Consider the following 16,136-nt stretch of genomic DNA (forward strand, 5'->3'; position numbering starts at 1 on the left):
CTGACGGTTATGACCGGCAAGCGTGCAGAGCCGCGGGTGGCCTTCACCTCGATCATGGAGGCAGGTCTCCTACGTCCGGGCACGGTTCTTTCTGATGCACGCCGTCGTCATGCCGCCATCGTTCGTGCTGATGGCACACTGGCTGCGAATGGTGAAGCGGGTTCGATCCATCGCATTGGGGCCAAGGTACAGGGATTTGATGCCTGCAATGGCTGGACATTCTGGCACTATGAAGAGGCAGGTATGCTGAAGCCTATCGATGATCTGCGCAAGGTGATCCGCGATCAGATGGCTGTCGCAGGCGCTTAATCTTGATCCATTTGTTTTTGCGCACATCTTGTTCCGAAAACCGCTTCGCACTTTTCGGAATGCGCTCTAACACTCTATATTTGCAGCATATTTAAGGAATTATGCTGTAGAGCTTACTATCGGACGACCTCCAACAAAGTCTGATGAAAAGACCCCCGAAGTGTTTCGCTTCGGGGGTCTTTTTCTGTTTAGGTGTTTTTTGGATCAGAATGAGAGACCGAGGCTTCTCAGATCGTCTGCCAATTTAGGTGCGCCGGTGAAATGCACAGCCTGCCAACCGGCTGCTTTAGCACCTTCCACATTGGCCGGACTGTCATCAATAAAAAGCGTTGCAGCAGGATCAAGATCGAAGCTTGCAACGTGATGCTCGTAAATTTCGCGGTCTGGTTTCAACATACGGATATCGCCTGAGACCGTGACGCCGCGGCTCTCCGTCAGAAACGGAAACCGTCCTTGCGCTTCACGTAATGTGTCGGAAGCGAAGTTCGTGAGCATGGTTACGTCATTGCCCTCAGCAATAAGTCCGCGCAGTATTGCAACACTGTCATCGTAGGAATGGGGCACCATCAGATTCCAGTTTTGGCGAAATGCGCGAATGTGACTGCTCTTTTTTGGGTGCGCTTCAATCAGCAGCGCTTCAGCATCCTGCCAGCTGCGGCCACGATCCTGCTCGATATTCCAAGCGCCTGTGCAGATATTCTCCAGAAACCAGCGGCGCTCTGCCTCGTCAGGGATCACATCGAGATAGGCAAGCTCTGGGTCATAATGCAACAGCACTTTTCCAATATCGAAAACGACGTGTTTGACTTGATTGGTCAACGGTTTTTCCTCCCCCGTTTGAATGCGTCTGGAATAGCGGCAGTAATTGCCTTTTTCATGACAGTCGGCAGCGCTTCGCCTTCAAGTTCGGAAGGCGAAGACCACCAGCCTTCTGTAATATCGTGCTTGGTGATGTTGGCGGCTGAATAGACGGAAAGGCGCAATTCGAAATGTGTGAAGACATGCGTGATGCTCCCTGAGGCGACCCAGTCGCCAGCAAAAGGAGCGGCATCTACCGTTGCGTCGCCATCAATACGTGCCGTCCAGTGACTGCCCGGCACTTCTGTCATGCCAGCAAGCAGACCTTCACCTTTGCGTTTGCGCAACAAAACTGAACCATCATCGGCGATTGCAACGAAAGCAGCGCCCGTTCGGATTGGCTTCGACGCTTTAGGGGCTTTGACGGGAAATTCTTCCGGGTCGCGCTTTGTAAGAGCTTCGCAGCCGTCATTGACAGGACAGATCGCGCAAGCTGGGCGACGCGGTGTGCAGATGGTTGCGCCTAAATCCATGACTGCTTGCGCAAAATCACCAGGCCTGTCTGCAGGTGTCAACTCTCCCATAAGGAGGCGGATTTCTGCTTTAGCTGCAGGAAGAGGAGTGTCGATAGCATAGAGACGTGAAATAACACGCTCGACATTGCCGTCCACTACGGCTGCTGGCTGACCAAACGCAATTGCTGCGATCGCCGCGGACGTATAATCGCCAATGCCCGGTAGTTCTTTTAACTCGGCAGCGGTTGTGGGGAAGCTTCCGGCATACTGAGCTGCAACCAGATCTGCGCATTTTTTGAGATTGCGCGCGCGTGAATAATAGCCAAGTCCTGCCCAGGCTCGCAAAATGTCGTCTTCGCTCGCAGCGGCCATAGCCATGACATCCGGCCAACGTTCGACAAATTTGGTGAAGTATGATTTGACCGCTTCAACCGTTGTTTGTTGAAGCATAATCTCCGAAAGCCATATCCGGTAAGGGTCAGCCTTGATGCCGCGCGATTGCTCTGATGGTGATACACGCCATGGTAGAATACGATGGTGCCGATCATACCAGTCAAGAATTCGTCCAGTTCTGTGGCTAACGCAGGTATTAAGCATTTTTCCGGTATGATTTAAGTGTCGGGAGAGGTACTCATCTCTGATTAGAGACCTTTGTTTAGAATTGATAGAAATTAATGCGTGGCATCGCCTCACTGAGCTGCCAAGAGAATAGAAAATAAGGAGAGCCCGTGGTTGGTTCTGTCCCGGTTTACGCCATCAATCTTGCTCGCTCTCAGGACAGATGGGACGCCCTGCGCGCAAGCGCTGATGCATTCTCCATTGATATTCGTCGCGTAGAAGCAGTCGAGGGTAAACTCCTTGCTCCAGAAGAGCTGACCAATTTGGACGAGAATAGCTTCCGCCGGTGGCATGGAAAAATTCCGCTGCCTGCTGAAATCGGATGTTATTTCAGCCATATACGTGCGCTTGAAACAATAATCGCTGAAAACGAGCCTTTTGCAGTCATCATTGAAGATGACGTGGAGTTCACACCAGAGTTTCTTCCGTTTTTAGCCGCAGCACGTAAGTTGGCAGGCTGGGATATTATAAAGCTCGTCAATCATCGCACAAATAGCTACCGCAATTTTCACACTTTAGGCGCGGGACTTACGATTGGTCGGTGTATGCATGGGCCTTTGGGCAGCTCTGCTGCCTACATCGTTACACTTGAGGGGGCCAAGCGGCTACTTACGGCGATAAAGCCTATGTATCTTCCATATGATGTTGCATTGGAGCGTGGATGGGCGGGCAGTTATGAAATCTTCACGACCAATAAGCCCATTGTCGCTCTGTCAGAAATACTAATATCTACTATAGCACAAGGTAGACAAGGCTACGCCAAAACGCGTTTACCTGCATACAAACGGCTGAAAACGTTGTTGTTTAGAGCAACTGACTATATCAGGCGAATCGCATACGCTCTAAGGCGAAATAGCCTGAAAGAGGTTTAAGTGGCATTTCTAAAAAAATCTTTTCTTCTCCGCCGGCGGGTGGACCATTGGGTTCTAGGCGTTGCATCTGCAGCGATGCCCATCCGATTAGGATTGGGCCCAATCATTCTTTTTGTATTTTCATGCATTGGTATCTATCTCAGTTTTGCTCGTCACGCAGCGACCCGTCTATTTGCTAAGAAGTTCTACATATTCATTCTACTTTATGCTGGTTGGTCTTTAGGCCTCATTCTGTTCCGTGGAGAGCCGTTCGCTAACAACCGACAAATTGGCTACACGCTTTTGATCACGGTATTCGCCTTTGCAGGTCCCGGAATGCTGCTGGTTCGGAACCCCCTTCGGGCCTATGTGCTAGGATCGCGTGTCGGTGTCATTATGGCCGTCCTTACGGTTATTTACCTTGTATTCGCTGAGGGTGGGCGGATTGGTGTTGGTGGCAATGAGGCGGTCTTTGCCTTTGTCGCAGGCGTGGCAGCTATTTCAGCCGCTATTCCAATTGGTAAAACTCATCGCTATCTTCCAAACGGCCCTCATTGGCTGATTTTGGGTTTGGTTTCTGTTCTGGCGTCGGAAACGCGGGCAGTTATTGTTGTGCTGCCGGTTTTTGCCGCGATCGAAGTCATATTATTCCTCAAACGCTTTAGTATTCGACAACAGGGAGCTGCTTATGCAGCCATGGTGGCCGCTCTCGCGGCTCTTGTCGTTGTAGGACCTGTTGGAGATATCATCTCCAAACGTTTTGCGGGAATGGTTGAATACTACGACAGTGGTGATAGCTCGCAATGGGAAGATAAAATTTCGGCAGATATCCGCGAAGTCATGTGGACGAGTGCTGCAAAGGTTATCGAGCAGAATCCGATAGCGGGGGTTGGTGCTTATACGAAAATGGACGTAGTCCGGGTGCAAGCTGGAGAGCAAGCTGCTCTGTTGGAGGGATTTCGCCACGTCCATAACACTGTGCTCGATGAATTGCTGAACGATGGCATCATTGGACTGTTCTTCATGTTTGCGGCGTTCCTGGCGATTTTTGTGCATCTTTGGCGCAACTCCGATAGTTGGGCTATGCGCCGAGCCTTGATTTACTTTGCGGTGGTTTGTGGCAGCTATGGCATGTTGCATAATCCATTGCTTCATGAGGTTACGATCTCGTCGGTGATGTTCTTCCTCGCAGCGCTGAATGCAGCAGCATCACGCCGCATTATGGCTTTGCGTCGTGCCGACCTTACAAACTACATTTGCAGGAAATGACATCCATGAAAGCAATCGTGACGGGCGCCGCTGGCTTCATCGGCTTTCACACCGCAGCGCGCCTTCTGGATGAGGGATGGCAGGTCATAGGTATCGATAATCTTAATGATTATTATCAGGTTGACCTCAAGGAAACGCGTCTTGCCAAGCTGAATGCGCGCGACGGCTTTCGCTTTGCGCAAGCGGATGTTTCCGATGCGGAAGCTTTCAATGCGGCAATTGGTGTTGATCGTGATGTCGATGTCATCGTGCATCTCGCAGCCCAGGCTGGCGTTCGTTATTCCATAGAAAACCCGGCAGCCTATGTGTCGGCCAATGTCATGGGGCAGGTTACAGTTTTTGAAACGGCTCTCAAGCTCGAAAAGCGTCCGCCAGTCGTTTATGCGAGCTCGTCGTCAGTCTATGGCGCTAACGAAAAAATTCCGTTTTCTGAAAGCGATGCCGTCGACCATCCGGTCTCGGTTTATGCCGCTACAAAGCGCTCAGGCGAACTTTTGGCCGTGTCTTACAAGCATGTTCACGGCCAGCATTCGACGGGTTTACGCTTCTTTACGGTCTATGGCCCGTTCGGACGCCCGGACATGGCGCCATGGCTGTTTACCTCGGCAATCCTCAAGGGCGAGCCGATCCGTGTTTTCAACAACGGCGAGATGCAACGAGATTTCACATTTGTTGATGACATCGTAAGTGGCGTTTTAGGCGCCGTAAAACGCATCATGGAACAGCCTGAACAAACTGCGCCTGTCTATAACCTCGGCAATAACCGCCCGGTCATGCTCAGCGATTTCATCTCGGAAATTGAAAAAGCATGTGGAAAGCAAGCGATCCGCAAACTTGAACCGATGCCAGCTGCCGACGTTCCGCGCACCTATGCTGATATTACACTTGCTGCGCGCGATCTTGGTTTCAGCCCTAAAACCACACTCGATGAAGGTATTCCTTTGTTTGTTGAGTGGTTTCGCGGCTATAATGGAACGCGATGAGCGAACGTAAACCCAAAAGAGGCTTCCGCCCTCTGGCAGATATGGCATCTGGTTTGATGGACCCGATGTTGCAAAAGCGTGCGGGTATCAATCTCTCATTGCTGCAATCCTGGGAAGATATTGTCGGCCCGGCAATAGGTGCTTCGTCACGCCCGCTGCGCATTATCTGGCCTCGGCGCCTGCATGAAGACGATCCTTTCAGTCCCGCTACGCTGATTATTGCCTGTGAGGGTTTTTCTGCTTTGCAGATCCAGCACGAAACGGGTGAAATTATCAGTCGTGTGAATGGCTTCCTTGGCTTCTCGGCTATAGGTCGCATAAAGATTGAGCAGAAGCCGCCTGCGCTGGATTTCAGGCGTAAGCCAAAGCGAGTGGCTCCTCTGGCGCCTTCAGAAGAACGGCGTATCGATAAGGCAACGGACGGTATTGAGGACGATGCTCTGCGCGCCGCGCTTGCCCGCCTTGGCAAAAATATACTCGCTGAGAAACGCGCCACGAAGAAGTGAGCCGCTTGCCTTAAATTTGATCCAACAATCGTGCTGAACTTCATTTGATCAAGTGAGGGCTGGTGATTAGTCATCCGCCACCCTAAATTGCTTCTAAACGTCAACATTTAAACAGGACTGGATGATTCGTATGCCTGCAACGCTTAACCGCAGACATGTTATTTCTCTTGCAGGCGCAGCTGCCGCAGGGTTGGCTCTTGCTGGCAATGCAAGCGCTCAGTCCCGCAGCGCCGAAGCCACCATCGATGCCGCCAAAGTCGCAGAACCTGGCAAGCTCAAGGACATGGTCTATGGTAAGGCCGATGCTCCAGTCACGATCGTCGAATATGCATCGCTGACCTGTTCGCATTGCGCCGATTTTGCAATCAACACTTTCCCGACCATCAAGGAAAAATACATCGATACCGGCAAGGCGAAGCTGATTTTCCGCGAGTTCCCGTTCGATCCACGCGCAACCGCTGCTTTCATGCTCGCTCGCTGCGCACCGGAAGATCGTTATTTCCCGATGGTTGAAGTGTTCTTCAAGCAGCAGCAGCAATGGGCTGGCGCCGCTGATGGCGAAGCTGCACTGCTCCAGATCGCAAAACTTGCAGGTTTTACACAGGAGTCATTCAAGGCTTGCTTGACGAACCAGCAAGTTCTCGATGATGTGAGAGCAACGATGGAACGCGGTTCGACGGAATTTGGTGTGAACGCCACGCCAACTTTCTTCATTAATGGACAGAAATACGCTGGAGCCCTTTCGGTTGACGAGATGTCGGCAATCATTGACAAGCTGCTCTAAGCCGCCTTTCGGCAAGAAAAGCGGACGCTTCATTGCGTCCGCTTTTTGTGTTTATACGCAAGCGCCGAGCGACAAAGTGGAAGCCGGTTTTTCGCATAACCGGCGCGTTGAAACAGTTTCGGGGAGGGCTCACTGATGCGCTTCTCCAAGCTGCGTCTTGTTGGTTTTAAGTCCTTTGTCGAACCGATGGAGTTCGTCATTGAAGGTGGGCTGACCGGTGTTGTCGGGCCAAATGGTTGCGGTAAGTCCAATCTCGTTGAAGCTCTGCGCTGGGTGATGGGTGAAAACTCATACAAAAACATGCGCGCTTCCGGCATGGACGATGTAATCTTTTCCGGCTCCGCTACGCGACCCGCGCGTAATACGGCGGAAGTGACGCTTTTCCTCGATAATTCTGACCGCACAGCACCTGCTGCCTATAATGATCAGGACGAGTTGCAGGTTTCGCGCCGTATCGAGCGCGAAGCGGGTTCGGTTTATCGCATCAATGGCAAGGAAGCGCGCGCCAAGGATGTGCAGCTGCTCTTTGCTGATCAATCAACCGGCGCCCGCTCACCGTCCATGGTGGGGCAGGGCCGGATTGGTGAACTTATTCAGGCCAAGCCACAGGCGCGTCGCGCGCTTCTGGAAGAAGCCGCAGGCATTTCCGGATTGCATACCCGTCGCCACGAGGCGGAATTGCGCCTTCGTGCAGCTGAAGGCAATCTTGAACGCCTCGAAGATGTCGTTGGCGAGCTTGGCAGCCAGATTGAAAGTCTGAAACGTCAGGCGCGTCAGGCCAATCGCTTTAAAGCGCTTTCGGCTGATATTCGTCGCGCCGAAGCGGCCCTGCTTCATTTGCGCTGGTCGCAAGCCAAAACGCAGGAAGGCGAGGCACAAAGCGCACTGGCACAGGCAACCTCTGTTGTCGGCGATATGGCGCAGGCACAGATGAATGCCGCGCGCGAACAGGGCGTTGGCGCGCATAAATTGCCTGAAATGCGTGAGGCAGAAGCCAAAGCCGCTGCCGCTTTGCAGCGTCTTTCAATCGCTCGCACACAGCTCGACGAAGAAGACGGTCGTATTCGTGCCCGCCGTGCCGAGCTTATGAAGCGGCTCGAACAGTTGACTGCCGACATTGCACGCGAAGAGCAAATGGTGCGCGAGAATGCCGACATTCTGGCACGGCTTGACCAGGAAGAGCAGGAGCTGCTCGCATCCAATGAAGCATCGGACGAACGTGATGAAGAGTTGCGTGCGATTTTCGAGGAATCGGAAATCCGGCTGCAGGATAGCGAAAACGCGCTTGCTCGCGTGACCGCGGAACGCGCAGAGGCCGCTGCCGAACGAACGCAGATCGACCGGGCCTTGCAGGAAACGCAAAGCCGTCGTGACCGTCTGGCGAACCAGATGGAAACAATCGAGCGCGATATTGCGGCGGTCACTGAGCAGATCGGTGGACTGTTTGATCCGGCTGAGAAGCGCATTGCAGTTGAAGCTGCAACTGACGCACTGGCAGCATCCGAAGACGCGGTGACTGCCGCTGAAGAACTCGTGGGTGCTGCGCGTGAGCAGGAGGCGGCAGGCCGCCAGCCGCTCAGCGAAGCGCGCACTGAGCTTAATCGGATCGAGACCGAAGCGCAGACATTGGCGCGCATTCTCAATGCCGACGAGACAGGACAGTTTCCGCCGGTTGTCGAAGAGTTACAGGTCGAAAAGGGCTATGAAATTGCCTTGGGTGCTGCTCTGGGTGAAGACCTTGATGCAGCAAGCGACACCGATGCGCCGGTCTTCTGGGCCTATAATCCGGCAGCTGAAACCGATCCGGCTCTGCCTGAAGGCAGTGTGTCGCTTGATCGCCTGGTGCAAGGCCCACAGCAATTGCGCCGCAGACTGGCGCAGGTCGGCGTGGTTTCTGACAATGATGGTCCGCGTTTGCAGGCTTCTCTGCGTCCTGGCCAGCGACTGGTCAGCAAGGCTGGTGCTCTGTGGCGCTGGGATGGCTATACTGCAAGCGCCGATGCGCCGACACCAGCTGCTCAGCGGCTTGCGCAAAAGAACCGTCTGGCGGAGCTTGAGCAGGAAGCAATCAGTGCTGACGCCCGCGTAAAGAGTGCCGAACAGGCAGTGCAACGTTTTGAAATGGCTGTTCGCGAAGCGGTTGAACAGGAACGCGTTGCCCGCGATGCCTGGCGTGCCAATCAGCGCAAGCTAGATGATGCGCGTGAGGCTCTGGCTGCTGTTGAACGTGCTGCGGGTCAGCTGGCGACCAAACGTGCTGGTCTCGAAGAAGCCAAATCGCGCCTTGAGGAAAACCTTGAGGAAGCACAGATCCGCGTTGTTGAGGCCGAAGACCGTCTCAACGAAATGCCCGATATGGATGCCATCGGCGAACGTCATTCGGCCATGACTACGGAAGTGCAAGCGGACCGCGTTCAGCTTGCGGAAGCTCGCGCTGCCTATGAAGGTCAGCGTCGCGAAGCCGACAACCGTTCGCGCCGTCTGGCGATGATTGGGCTTGAACGCCGCAACTGGGCGTCTCGTGCAGAAAACGCCGCGCAGCAGATTGCTGCGCTAAATGATCGTCGTTCTGAGACTGCCGATGAAGCTGAAGCACTGGCAGAGGCACCTGAAGAGATCGAAAGCCGCCGCCGCGCTCTGCTTAATGAGCTTTCGGGAGCTGACGAGCGTCGCAAGCAGGCTGCCGACATTCTTGCTGAAGCAGAGGCTGCACAGGCAGAGCTCGACAAGGCCGCAACGCTTGCCATTCAGCAGCTTGCGACCAGCCGCGAACAGCGTGCGCGTGCGGAAGAGCGCCTGACAGCTGCCGAGGAACGTCGCAAGGATACGGAAGCGCGTATTGTCGATGCACTTAATTGTGCGCCGCACGAAGCGATCCGCCACACAGGTTTGAAGCCTGAAGACCGTATGCCTGATCCTGATCAGCTCGAGCGCCAGCTTGAACGTTTGCGGATCGAACGCGAGCGTCTTGGTGCAGTCAACTTACGTGCGGAAGAGGAAAGTCAGGAGCTTTCTGCGCGTCTTGAGGCGATTATCTCCGAGCGCGAAGACGTCATTGAAGCGATCAAGAAACTGCGCCAGGCGATTCAGAGCCTCAACCGCGAGGGCCGTGAACGCTTGCTGGCCGCATTTGATGTTGTGAATGCGCAATTCCAGCGTCTGTTCACGCATCTTTTTGGTGGTGGTACTGCGGAATTGCAGCTCATTGAGAGCGATGATCCACTGGATGCAGGGCTGGAAATTCTGGCACGCCCACCCGGCAAGAAGCCGCAGACCATGACGCTGCTTTCAGGTGGCGAACAGGCACTGACTGCAATGGCGCTTATCTTTGCCGTGTTCTTGACGAACCCGGCACCGATCTGCGTACTGGACGAAGTGGACGCGCCGCTCGACGACCATAATGTCGAGCGCTATTGCAATCTGATGGACGAAATGGCGGCTTCAACCGAAACGCGTTTCGTGGTCATCACGCATAATCCGATCACCATGGCGCGCATGAACCGCCTGTTCGGTGTAACCATGGGCGAGCAAGGCGTGAGCCAGCTTGTCTCGGTTGATCTTCAAACCGCAGAGCAGCTGCGCGAAGCAAGCTGATTTTAGAGCGCGTCTCGAGAAGTGTTAAATGGCTCTGCGTCGGATGATGCGCAAAAGCAAATATTCAGATCGACGCGCTCATTTCTGAGTCAGAGTTCACTCTTCATTCCCGCTTTCGTCTTCGTCATCATCATCGGCTTCAATGATTTGCCAAATAAACGCATGAAGACGTTCTTCAATGCTTGCTCTGAATGCACCTGATGCTTCCATTTCACGCTTGATTTTGAAAAACTGATCTTTGTCGGATTGCGACAGATATTTAGCGGCGGTTTCAAGTGATGATAGAGATGTGGACATGGCGGTTGATACTGCTTTGTTTCGCAAGATGCGCTTAGAGCACGTTTCGATCTGATTGTATCAGATCGGCACCCTAAGCCTTTTTATTTGAAGCATAATCTTATCGATCCTCGTTTCACTACGATAGGACTTATGCTCTAAAACAGATAGACAGAGCATTTCCAACAGTTACAGCGGTTCCAGTTAAGAATGAATCGTTGGAACCGCTGTAACTGTTTGTTTTTACGCATTATCCGACGCAAAACCGCTTCGCACTTTTGCTGGAAATGCTATAAATCGAAATTGGAAAAGCTCTGGCTTCAGGTTTTATCTGATTAGCGAGCTTTATAGGTTACGCTGATCTTTGCGCCTGTCAGAGCGTGTTGTGCAAGTTTGCCCGGCTCCAGATCCTTGAGACCGATTGGCAACGGCTTGTCGAAATGCACATCCATTGTGAAAAAGCCCGTCGGATTTGGCATGTCCTGAACAAAACGAGCCAGCGCTTTTCTGGAAGCCGCATCGATCTCGCTGTCGGGCATAGCTTCAATGCCTTTGCTTGCAATATCGCGTAGACGCGCAATGTCGACTTCCGGGTCGCTTTCGCCGGTCTCAGATGGCAGTGCAGCGAAATTGACGAGTGTCGGCAAAGCGACACTTTCTAACAGGCCCTGATTATCGAGGCGCAAACGCAGATGCGAAAGTGTGGCGGTCGGATTAACGGTCAGGGAAGCAACCGATGAATCGATCGGCAGGTTGATTTCCGCAGAAATTGAAGCTTTGCCCAGCTTTATGCTGCTGATTTCTGCGTTCTGAATGTGCAGATAACCACTCTCCGGATTGAAGCGGTAGGAGGCCGTAAAATCCATCGGCCATTGCTGAATTGAGGTGATGTAATCCGAGATTTTGCTGCCGCTTTGCAGCGTGAAGCGCACACCATCGACCGCAATGCGTCCCCATTGCGGTGCAGTTTTGCTCAAATCAGGTGCTTCGGACAGATAGTCCTGCAAGCGATCCACTTCGATGATGGCCCTGTCTACTGTCCAGCCCATCATGCTCGTGGCTTGATACAAACCGTTCAAAACAACGCAGCCATCGGGGATGTCTCTGACTGCATAATCCTTACCGGGCTTGAGAACGCTCATACCTTTGAGAAACTCTTCGCACCGGCTGAGCGGTGCGCTGTCGGGCGCAGGTGCGGTTGTCTGAGCGGATGCTGACGAAGCGGCGAGAGAAAGCAGAACGGCTGGGAGAATGAAGCGCATGTCACCAATTCTATGTTGAACTAAATAAGACATGGCGCATCATTTCCATGTGGTCGCTGCTGTCAACTAGCAACTATGATGTTGTTACTTCTCGCTCCAGACAGCAAGCTCATTGCCGGCAGGGTCGGTGAAGTGAAAACGACGGCCGCCGGGAAATGCAAAAATCGGCTTCACAACCGTTCCACCAGCTTCTGTCACAGCCTTCAAGGTTTCTTCGAGCTGCGCGGAATAAAGCACAGGCAACGGCTTGCGCGTCGCTTCCGGATCGGCATCAAAACCGCCATCCAGACCTTCTGCGAAAGCGGAATAGGTTGGGCCATAATCAATGAACGACCAACCAAAAGCGCGCGAATAGAAACTCTTCGCAGCGTCCAGTGATCCATTGCCTGCTGGCATTTCAAGATAATCAAGCTTGCCGGTGATACGCATAATCAACTCCATATGTTCTATATTTGTTCTTATTTTTGATCTAATCCGTGATCAGAGTCAATCGGTGGATCGGCTTTATTGTCGTCTAATCGATTCTATTACGGTGCTTTGTCTTTTTTGATTGGCAGACAACGACTTGATCGCATAAGCACGAAGATAGTTTCTGCAAGCCTGTGGAAAACCACAGACATTGCGGACCGTTACCTGCGCAAGGGAGGCCGGCATGGCGAAGTGGGTGTACGCATTCGGTGATGGTAAGGCAGAGGGCGCTGCGAGTGATCGCAACCTTCTTGGCGGTAAAGGCGCGAACCTGGCTGAAATGAGCAGCCTTGGTCTGCCAGTGCCGCCCGGTTTTACAATCACGACGGAAGTGTGCACTTCCTATTATGACCATGAGCGGTCCTATCCCGATGAACTTGATCAGCAGGTGCAGACAGCACTTGATCAGGTGGCCGAGCGGACTGGACGCGTGTTCGGTGGTGCGGAAAAGCCGTTGCTCGTGTCGGTGCGATCGGGTGCGCGTGCATCCATGCCTGGCATGATGGATACGGTTCTGAACCTCGGTCTCAATGATGAGACAGTGCAGGCAATTGCGCGTGAGGCTGGCGACGAGCGTTTCGCCTATGACAGCTATCGTCGATTCATCCAGATGTATTCGGATGTCGTGCTGGGTGTCGACCATGGCTTCTTTGAAGAAATCCTCGAAGACAAGAAGGCCGATCTCGGCGTTGAAGTCGATACGGCTCTCAGTGCGGACGATTGGAAAGATGTGATCGCGCTCTACAAGGCGAAGGTCGAGGAAGAACTCGGAGAGCCTTTTCCGCAAGATCCGCGCGAACAGCTTTGGGGGGCAATTAGTGCTGTTTTCTCCAGCTGGATGAACGCCCGCGCCATCACCTATAGACGTCTGCATAACATTCCGGCTCAATGGGGCACTGCGGTGAATGTTCAGGCCATGGTGTTCGGCAATATGGGCGAAACGTCTGCGACCGGCGTTGCCTTCACCCGCAATCCGTCGACCGGCGAAAAGAAGCTTTATGGCGAGTTTCTCGTCAATGCGCAGGGTGAAGATGTCGTGGCAGGCATTCGCACACCACAGAACATCACCGAAGAAGCGCGTATTGCTGCGGGTTCTGATAAGCCTTCGCTTGAAAAGGTCATGCCGGAAGCTTTTGCCGACTTTCTGAAAGTGGCAGATCGGCTTGAGCAGCATTATCGCGATATGCAGGATCTGGAATTCACAATCGAGCGCGGCAAGCTCTGGATGCTGCAAACCCGCTCCGGCAAGCGCACGGCGAAAGCAGCACTAAAAATGGCTGTTGAAATGGCCGCAGAAGGGCTGATTACTGAAGAAGAAGCCGTGCTTCGCATTGATCCGGCCGCACTCGACCAGCTTCTGCATCCGACCATTGATCCGCGAGCCGAGCGCATTGTTATAGGCCAAGGCTTACCTGCTTCTCCTGGCGCTGCGACAGGCGAAATCGTGTTCTCGTCTGAAGATGCAGAACAGGCAAAAGCCGAAGGCCGCAATGTCATTCTGGTGCGTGTTGAGACTAGCCCGGAAGACATTCACGGGATGCACGCGGCCGAGGGCATTCTGACCACGCGCGGTGGCATGACCAGTCACGCGGCAGTGGTCGCACGCGGCATGGGCAAGCCCTGCGTGTCGGGTGCAGGTTCTCTCCGTGTTGATTATCGCAACGGTACCATGCTGGCTGCTGGCCAGACCTTCAAAAAGGGTGATGTGATCACCGTTGATGGCGGCAACGGGCAAGTGCTGAAAGGCAAGGTTGCCATGCTGCAGCCCGAACTGTCGGGTGATTTCGGCAAACTCATGGAGTGGGCAGACAAGACCCGCCGCATGAAGGTGCGCGCCAATGCCGAAACGCCTGCCGATGCCCGCACTGCACGCTCGTTCGGGGCAGAAGGCATCGGTCTCTGCCGCACCGAGCATATGTTCTTTGAAGGCGAACGCATTATCGCGATGCGGGAAATGATCCTTGCCGACAAGGAGGATGGCCGCCGTGCGGCTCTAGCAAAGCTTCTGCCGATGCAGCGCTCGGATTTTGTCGAGCTGTTCGAGATCATGAAGGGCTTGCCTGTTACCATCCGTTTACTCGATCCGCCTTTGCACGAATTCCTGCCACGCACTGATGAAGAAGTAGCAGAAGTGGCAAGCGCCATGGGCGTCGACGCCGATAGACTGCGCGAACGTGCCGATAGTCTTCATGAGTTCAATCCGATGCTCGGTCATCGTGGTTGCCGTCTGGCGGTATCCTATCCAGAAATCGCCGAAATGCAGGCGCGCGCGATCTTTGAAGCCGCCATTGAAGCAGGCAAGAAGACCGGTGAGCATGTCGTGCCGGAAGTCATGGTGCCGCTGGTCGGCCTCAAGGCAGAACTTGATTTTGTCAAAGCGCGCATCGATGCGGTGGCAAAAGAAGTGATCGGCGAGTCCGGTATCCAGATCGACTATATGGTCGGCACGATGATCGAATTGCCGCGTGCCGCCCTTCGTGCTGCTGAAATCGCTGAAACGGCAGAGTTCTTCTCTTTTGGCACCAACGACCTCACGCAGACGACATTCGGTATTTCGCGTGATGATGCAGCGCCATTCCTTTCGACCTATCAGAGCCGTGGTGTGATCGAACAGGACCCGTTCGTTTCATTGGATTTTGATGGCGTGGGAGAGCTGATCCAGATCGCAGCCGAGCGTGGACGCAAAACCCGCGACAAGCTCAAACTGGGTATTTGTGGCGAGCATGGCGGCGATCCGGCATCGATCAGCTTCTGCGAGCAAACAGGTCTTGATTACGTGTCCTGCTCGCCATTCCGGGTGCCGATTGCCCGACTGGCGGCAGCTCAAGCTGCAGCCCGCAATGGTAAAGCATCCTGAAAAGTGTAAAACGGTTTTAGGGTAATATGCGCCTGAAACGGAAATTTAGAGCTGCGATCTAATCAATCGGATCGCTGCTCTAAATCATTGCCATAATTCGGCTTTGGTTCTGGCGCTGTAAACTGTAAACTGTAAACTTCAAAGCCAGAACTTGAATTAATCGGGGCAGCTATGTTTCGTCAGTTGTTAGCGGCGGGGGCCGCGCTTGTTTGCTTGAGCTCTGTGGCCAGCGCCTATGACGCGCTACCGCAGCCAGAGAAGCACGAGAAAATCAGCATTGTTGAACCGCAATTGCGCATCGCCAAAGGTGGTCCTGCTTCGCCACAGGTCGCGCTGACGCTTGATGCCTGCATGGGCAAAACGGATCACCGTATTCTCGATGTGCTGGTAGAGAACCGCATTCCGGCGACAATTTTTGTCACCGCGCGCTGGTTGAAACAGAATGCCGAAGCTTTCGCCGTAATGAACGCTCATCCCGACCTTTTCAATATCGAGAACCACGGCAATATGCATGTGCCAGCCATTACCAATGCGCCGACCATGTATAATATCAAAACTGCAGGTTCGCTCGATGCAGTCCGCTCCGAAATCGATGGTGGCGCGGATGCGATCGCTAAATCCGGCGCATCAAAGCCGCAATGGTATCGGGATGCCACGGCCCGTTATTCGACTGACGCCGTGAAGCTCGCGGAGAGCATGGGTTACAAAATCGGCGGCTACTCGCTCAATGGCGATCAGGGCGCATCCCTGCTTGCACCTGTCGTAGCCCGCCGTATTTCGGCGGCGCGCGATGGCGATGTCATCATTTCCCATATCAACCAGCCGACACGTTCGGCAGGTGAAGGTGTCGCCAAAGGCATTCTTGCGCTTCAGGCAAAAGGCATGAAATTCGTGAAGCTACGCGATGTTCAGACGACGATGACGCTCAACCCGGTGCCAGCACACAATCTTCATGCAATAGCACCAGCCGCAGCTACAAAGCGGCAGACCGAGAAATAGTGCTTTAGAGAGCATCCCGAAAAGTGCGAAGCGATCTTTGTGCGCCC

General features: G+C 53.6%; 13 protein-coding genes and 1 pseudogene. 9 read left to right on the forward strand and 5 right to left on the reverse strand.

What is annotated here, in order from left to right; all coding sequences use genetic code 11:
• Positions 1 to 309, forward strand: a pseudogene (locus RT142_RS23445) (modification methylase); the annotation flags it as partial.
• Between the two features lie 204 nt (positions 310 to 513).
• On the opposite strand, the gene RT142_RS23450 reads toward RT142_RS23445, so the two are convergent.
• Together RT142_RS23450 and mutY are read right to left on the reverse strand one after the other, a co-directional pair.
• On the reverse strand, positions 514 to 1,128 hold the full coding sequence (locus RT142_RS23450) for an HAD family hydrolase (RefSeq protein WP_007874059.1): 615 nt from the start codon (positions 1,126 to 1,128) through the stop codon (positions 514 to 516).
• Entirely contained in the window at positions 1,125 to 2,219 is a 1,095-nt protein-coding gene (mutY, locus tag RT142_RS23455; protein WP_112806980.1) for an A/G-specific adenine glycosylase, read from the reverse strand. The genes RT142_RS23450 and mutY overlap by 4 nt, the downstream gene beginning before the upstream one ends.
• Positions 2,220 to 2,350: 131 nt before the next feature.
• Between mutY and RT142_RS23460 the strand changes: the two genes are divergently transcribed.
• The 6 genes from RT142_RS23460 to smc all read left to right on the forward strand — a co-directional run bounded on the left by RT142_RS23460 (position 2,351) and on the right by smc (position 10,227).
• Positions 2,351 to 3,112 (forward strand): glycosyltransferase family 25 protein, encoded by a 762-nt coding sequence (locus tag RT142_RS23460; RefSeq protein ID WP_112806978.1) that lies wholly within the window; start codon positions 2,351 to 2,353, stop codon positions 3,110 to 3,112.
• Positions 3,113 to 4,360 (forward strand): O-antigen ligase family protein, encoded by a 1,248-nt coding sequence (locus RT142_RS23465; protein WP_105518265.1) that lies wholly within the window; start codon positions 3,113 to 3,115, stop codon positions 4,358 to 4,360.
• A 5-nt stretch (positions 4,361 to 4,365) separates the two neighbouring features.
• A complete protein-coding gene (locus RT142_RS23470; protein ID WP_112805149.1) occupies positions 4,366 to 5,343 on the forward strand; it encodes an SDR family NAD(P)-dependent oxidoreductase in 978 nt (325 codons plus the stop codon).
• Positions 5,340 to 5,849 carry a DUF721 domain-containing protein gene (locus tag RT142_RS23475; protein ID WP_112805147.1) on the forward strand — a complete coding sequence of 170 codons (510 nt, stop codon included), beginning with the start codon at positions 5,340 to 5,342 and terminating at the stop codon, positions 5,847 to 5,849. Before RT142_RS23470 ends, RT142_RS23475 begins: the two co-directional genes overlap by 4 nt.
• 130 nt (positions 5,850 to 5,979) lie before the next feature.
• Positions 5,980 to 6,633: a DsbA family protein gene (locus tag RT142_RS23480; RefSeq protein WP_007874076.1), complete on the forward strand. Its 654-nt coding sequence runs from the start codon at positions 5,980 to 5,982 to the stop codon at positions 6,631 to 6,633.
• Between the two features lie 135 nt (positions 6,634 to 6,768).
• A complete protein-coding gene (smc, locus tag RT142_RS23485; RefSeq protein WP_313031948.1) occupies positions 6,769 to 10,227 on the forward strand; it encodes a chromosome segregation protein SMC in 3,459 nt (1,152 codons plus the stop codon).
• Positions 10,228 to 10,323: 96 nt separating this feature from the next.
• Here the strand turns inward: smc and RT142_RS23490 are convergent, their stop codons facing one another.
• From RT142_RS23490 to RT142_RS23500, 3 genes are all read right to left on the reverse strand, one after another.
• Positions 10,324 to 10,551 (reverse strand): hypothetical protein, encoded by a 228-nt coding sequence (locus tag RT142_RS23490; protein WP_313031951.1) that lies wholly within the window; start codon positions 10,549 to 10,551, stop codon positions 10,324 to 10,326.
• A gap of 287 nt (positions 10,552 to 10,838) precedes the next feature.
• Positions 10,839 to 11,798, reverse strand: coding sequence for a hypothetical protein (locus RT142_RS23495; RefSeq protein WP_313031953.1), 960 nt, complete (start codon positions 11,796 to 11,798; stop codon positions 10,839 to 10,841).
• 51 nt (positions 11,799 to 11,849) lie between these two features.
• Complete coding sequence (locus RT142_RS23500; RefSeq protein ID WP_112805192.1) at positions 11,850 to 12,194, reverse strand: VOC family protein; 345 nt, start codon at positions 12,192 to 12,194, stop codon at positions 11,850 to 11,852.
• 223 nt (positions 12,195 to 12,417) lie between these two features.
• Between RT142_RS23500 and ppdK the strand changes: the two genes are divergently transcribed.
• Together ppdK and RT142_RS23510 are read left to right on the forward strand one after the other, a co-directional pair.
• Positions 12,418 to 15,090: a pyruvate, phosphate dikinase gene (gene ppdK / locus RT142_RS23505; protein WP_112805141.1), complete on the forward strand. Its 2,673-nt coding sequence runs from the start codon at positions 12,418 to 12,420 to the stop codon at positions 15,088 to 15,090.
• Between the two features lie 171 nt (positions 15,091 to 15,261).
• On the forward strand, positions 15,262 to 16,089 hold the full coding sequence (locus RT142_RS23510) for a polysaccharide deacetylase family protein (RefSeq protein ID WP_112805139.1): 828 nt from the start codon (positions 15,262 to 15,264) through the stop codon (positions 16,087 to 16,089).
• Positions 16,090 to 16,136 lie beyond the last annotated feature (47 nt).

The sequence above is a fragment of the Brucella sp. genome, from assembly GCF_032066345.1.
In the GTDB taxonomy this organism is placed as follows: Bacteria; Pseudomonadota; Alphaproteobacteria; order Rhizobiales; family Rhizobiaceae; genus Brucella; species Brucella pseudogrignonensis.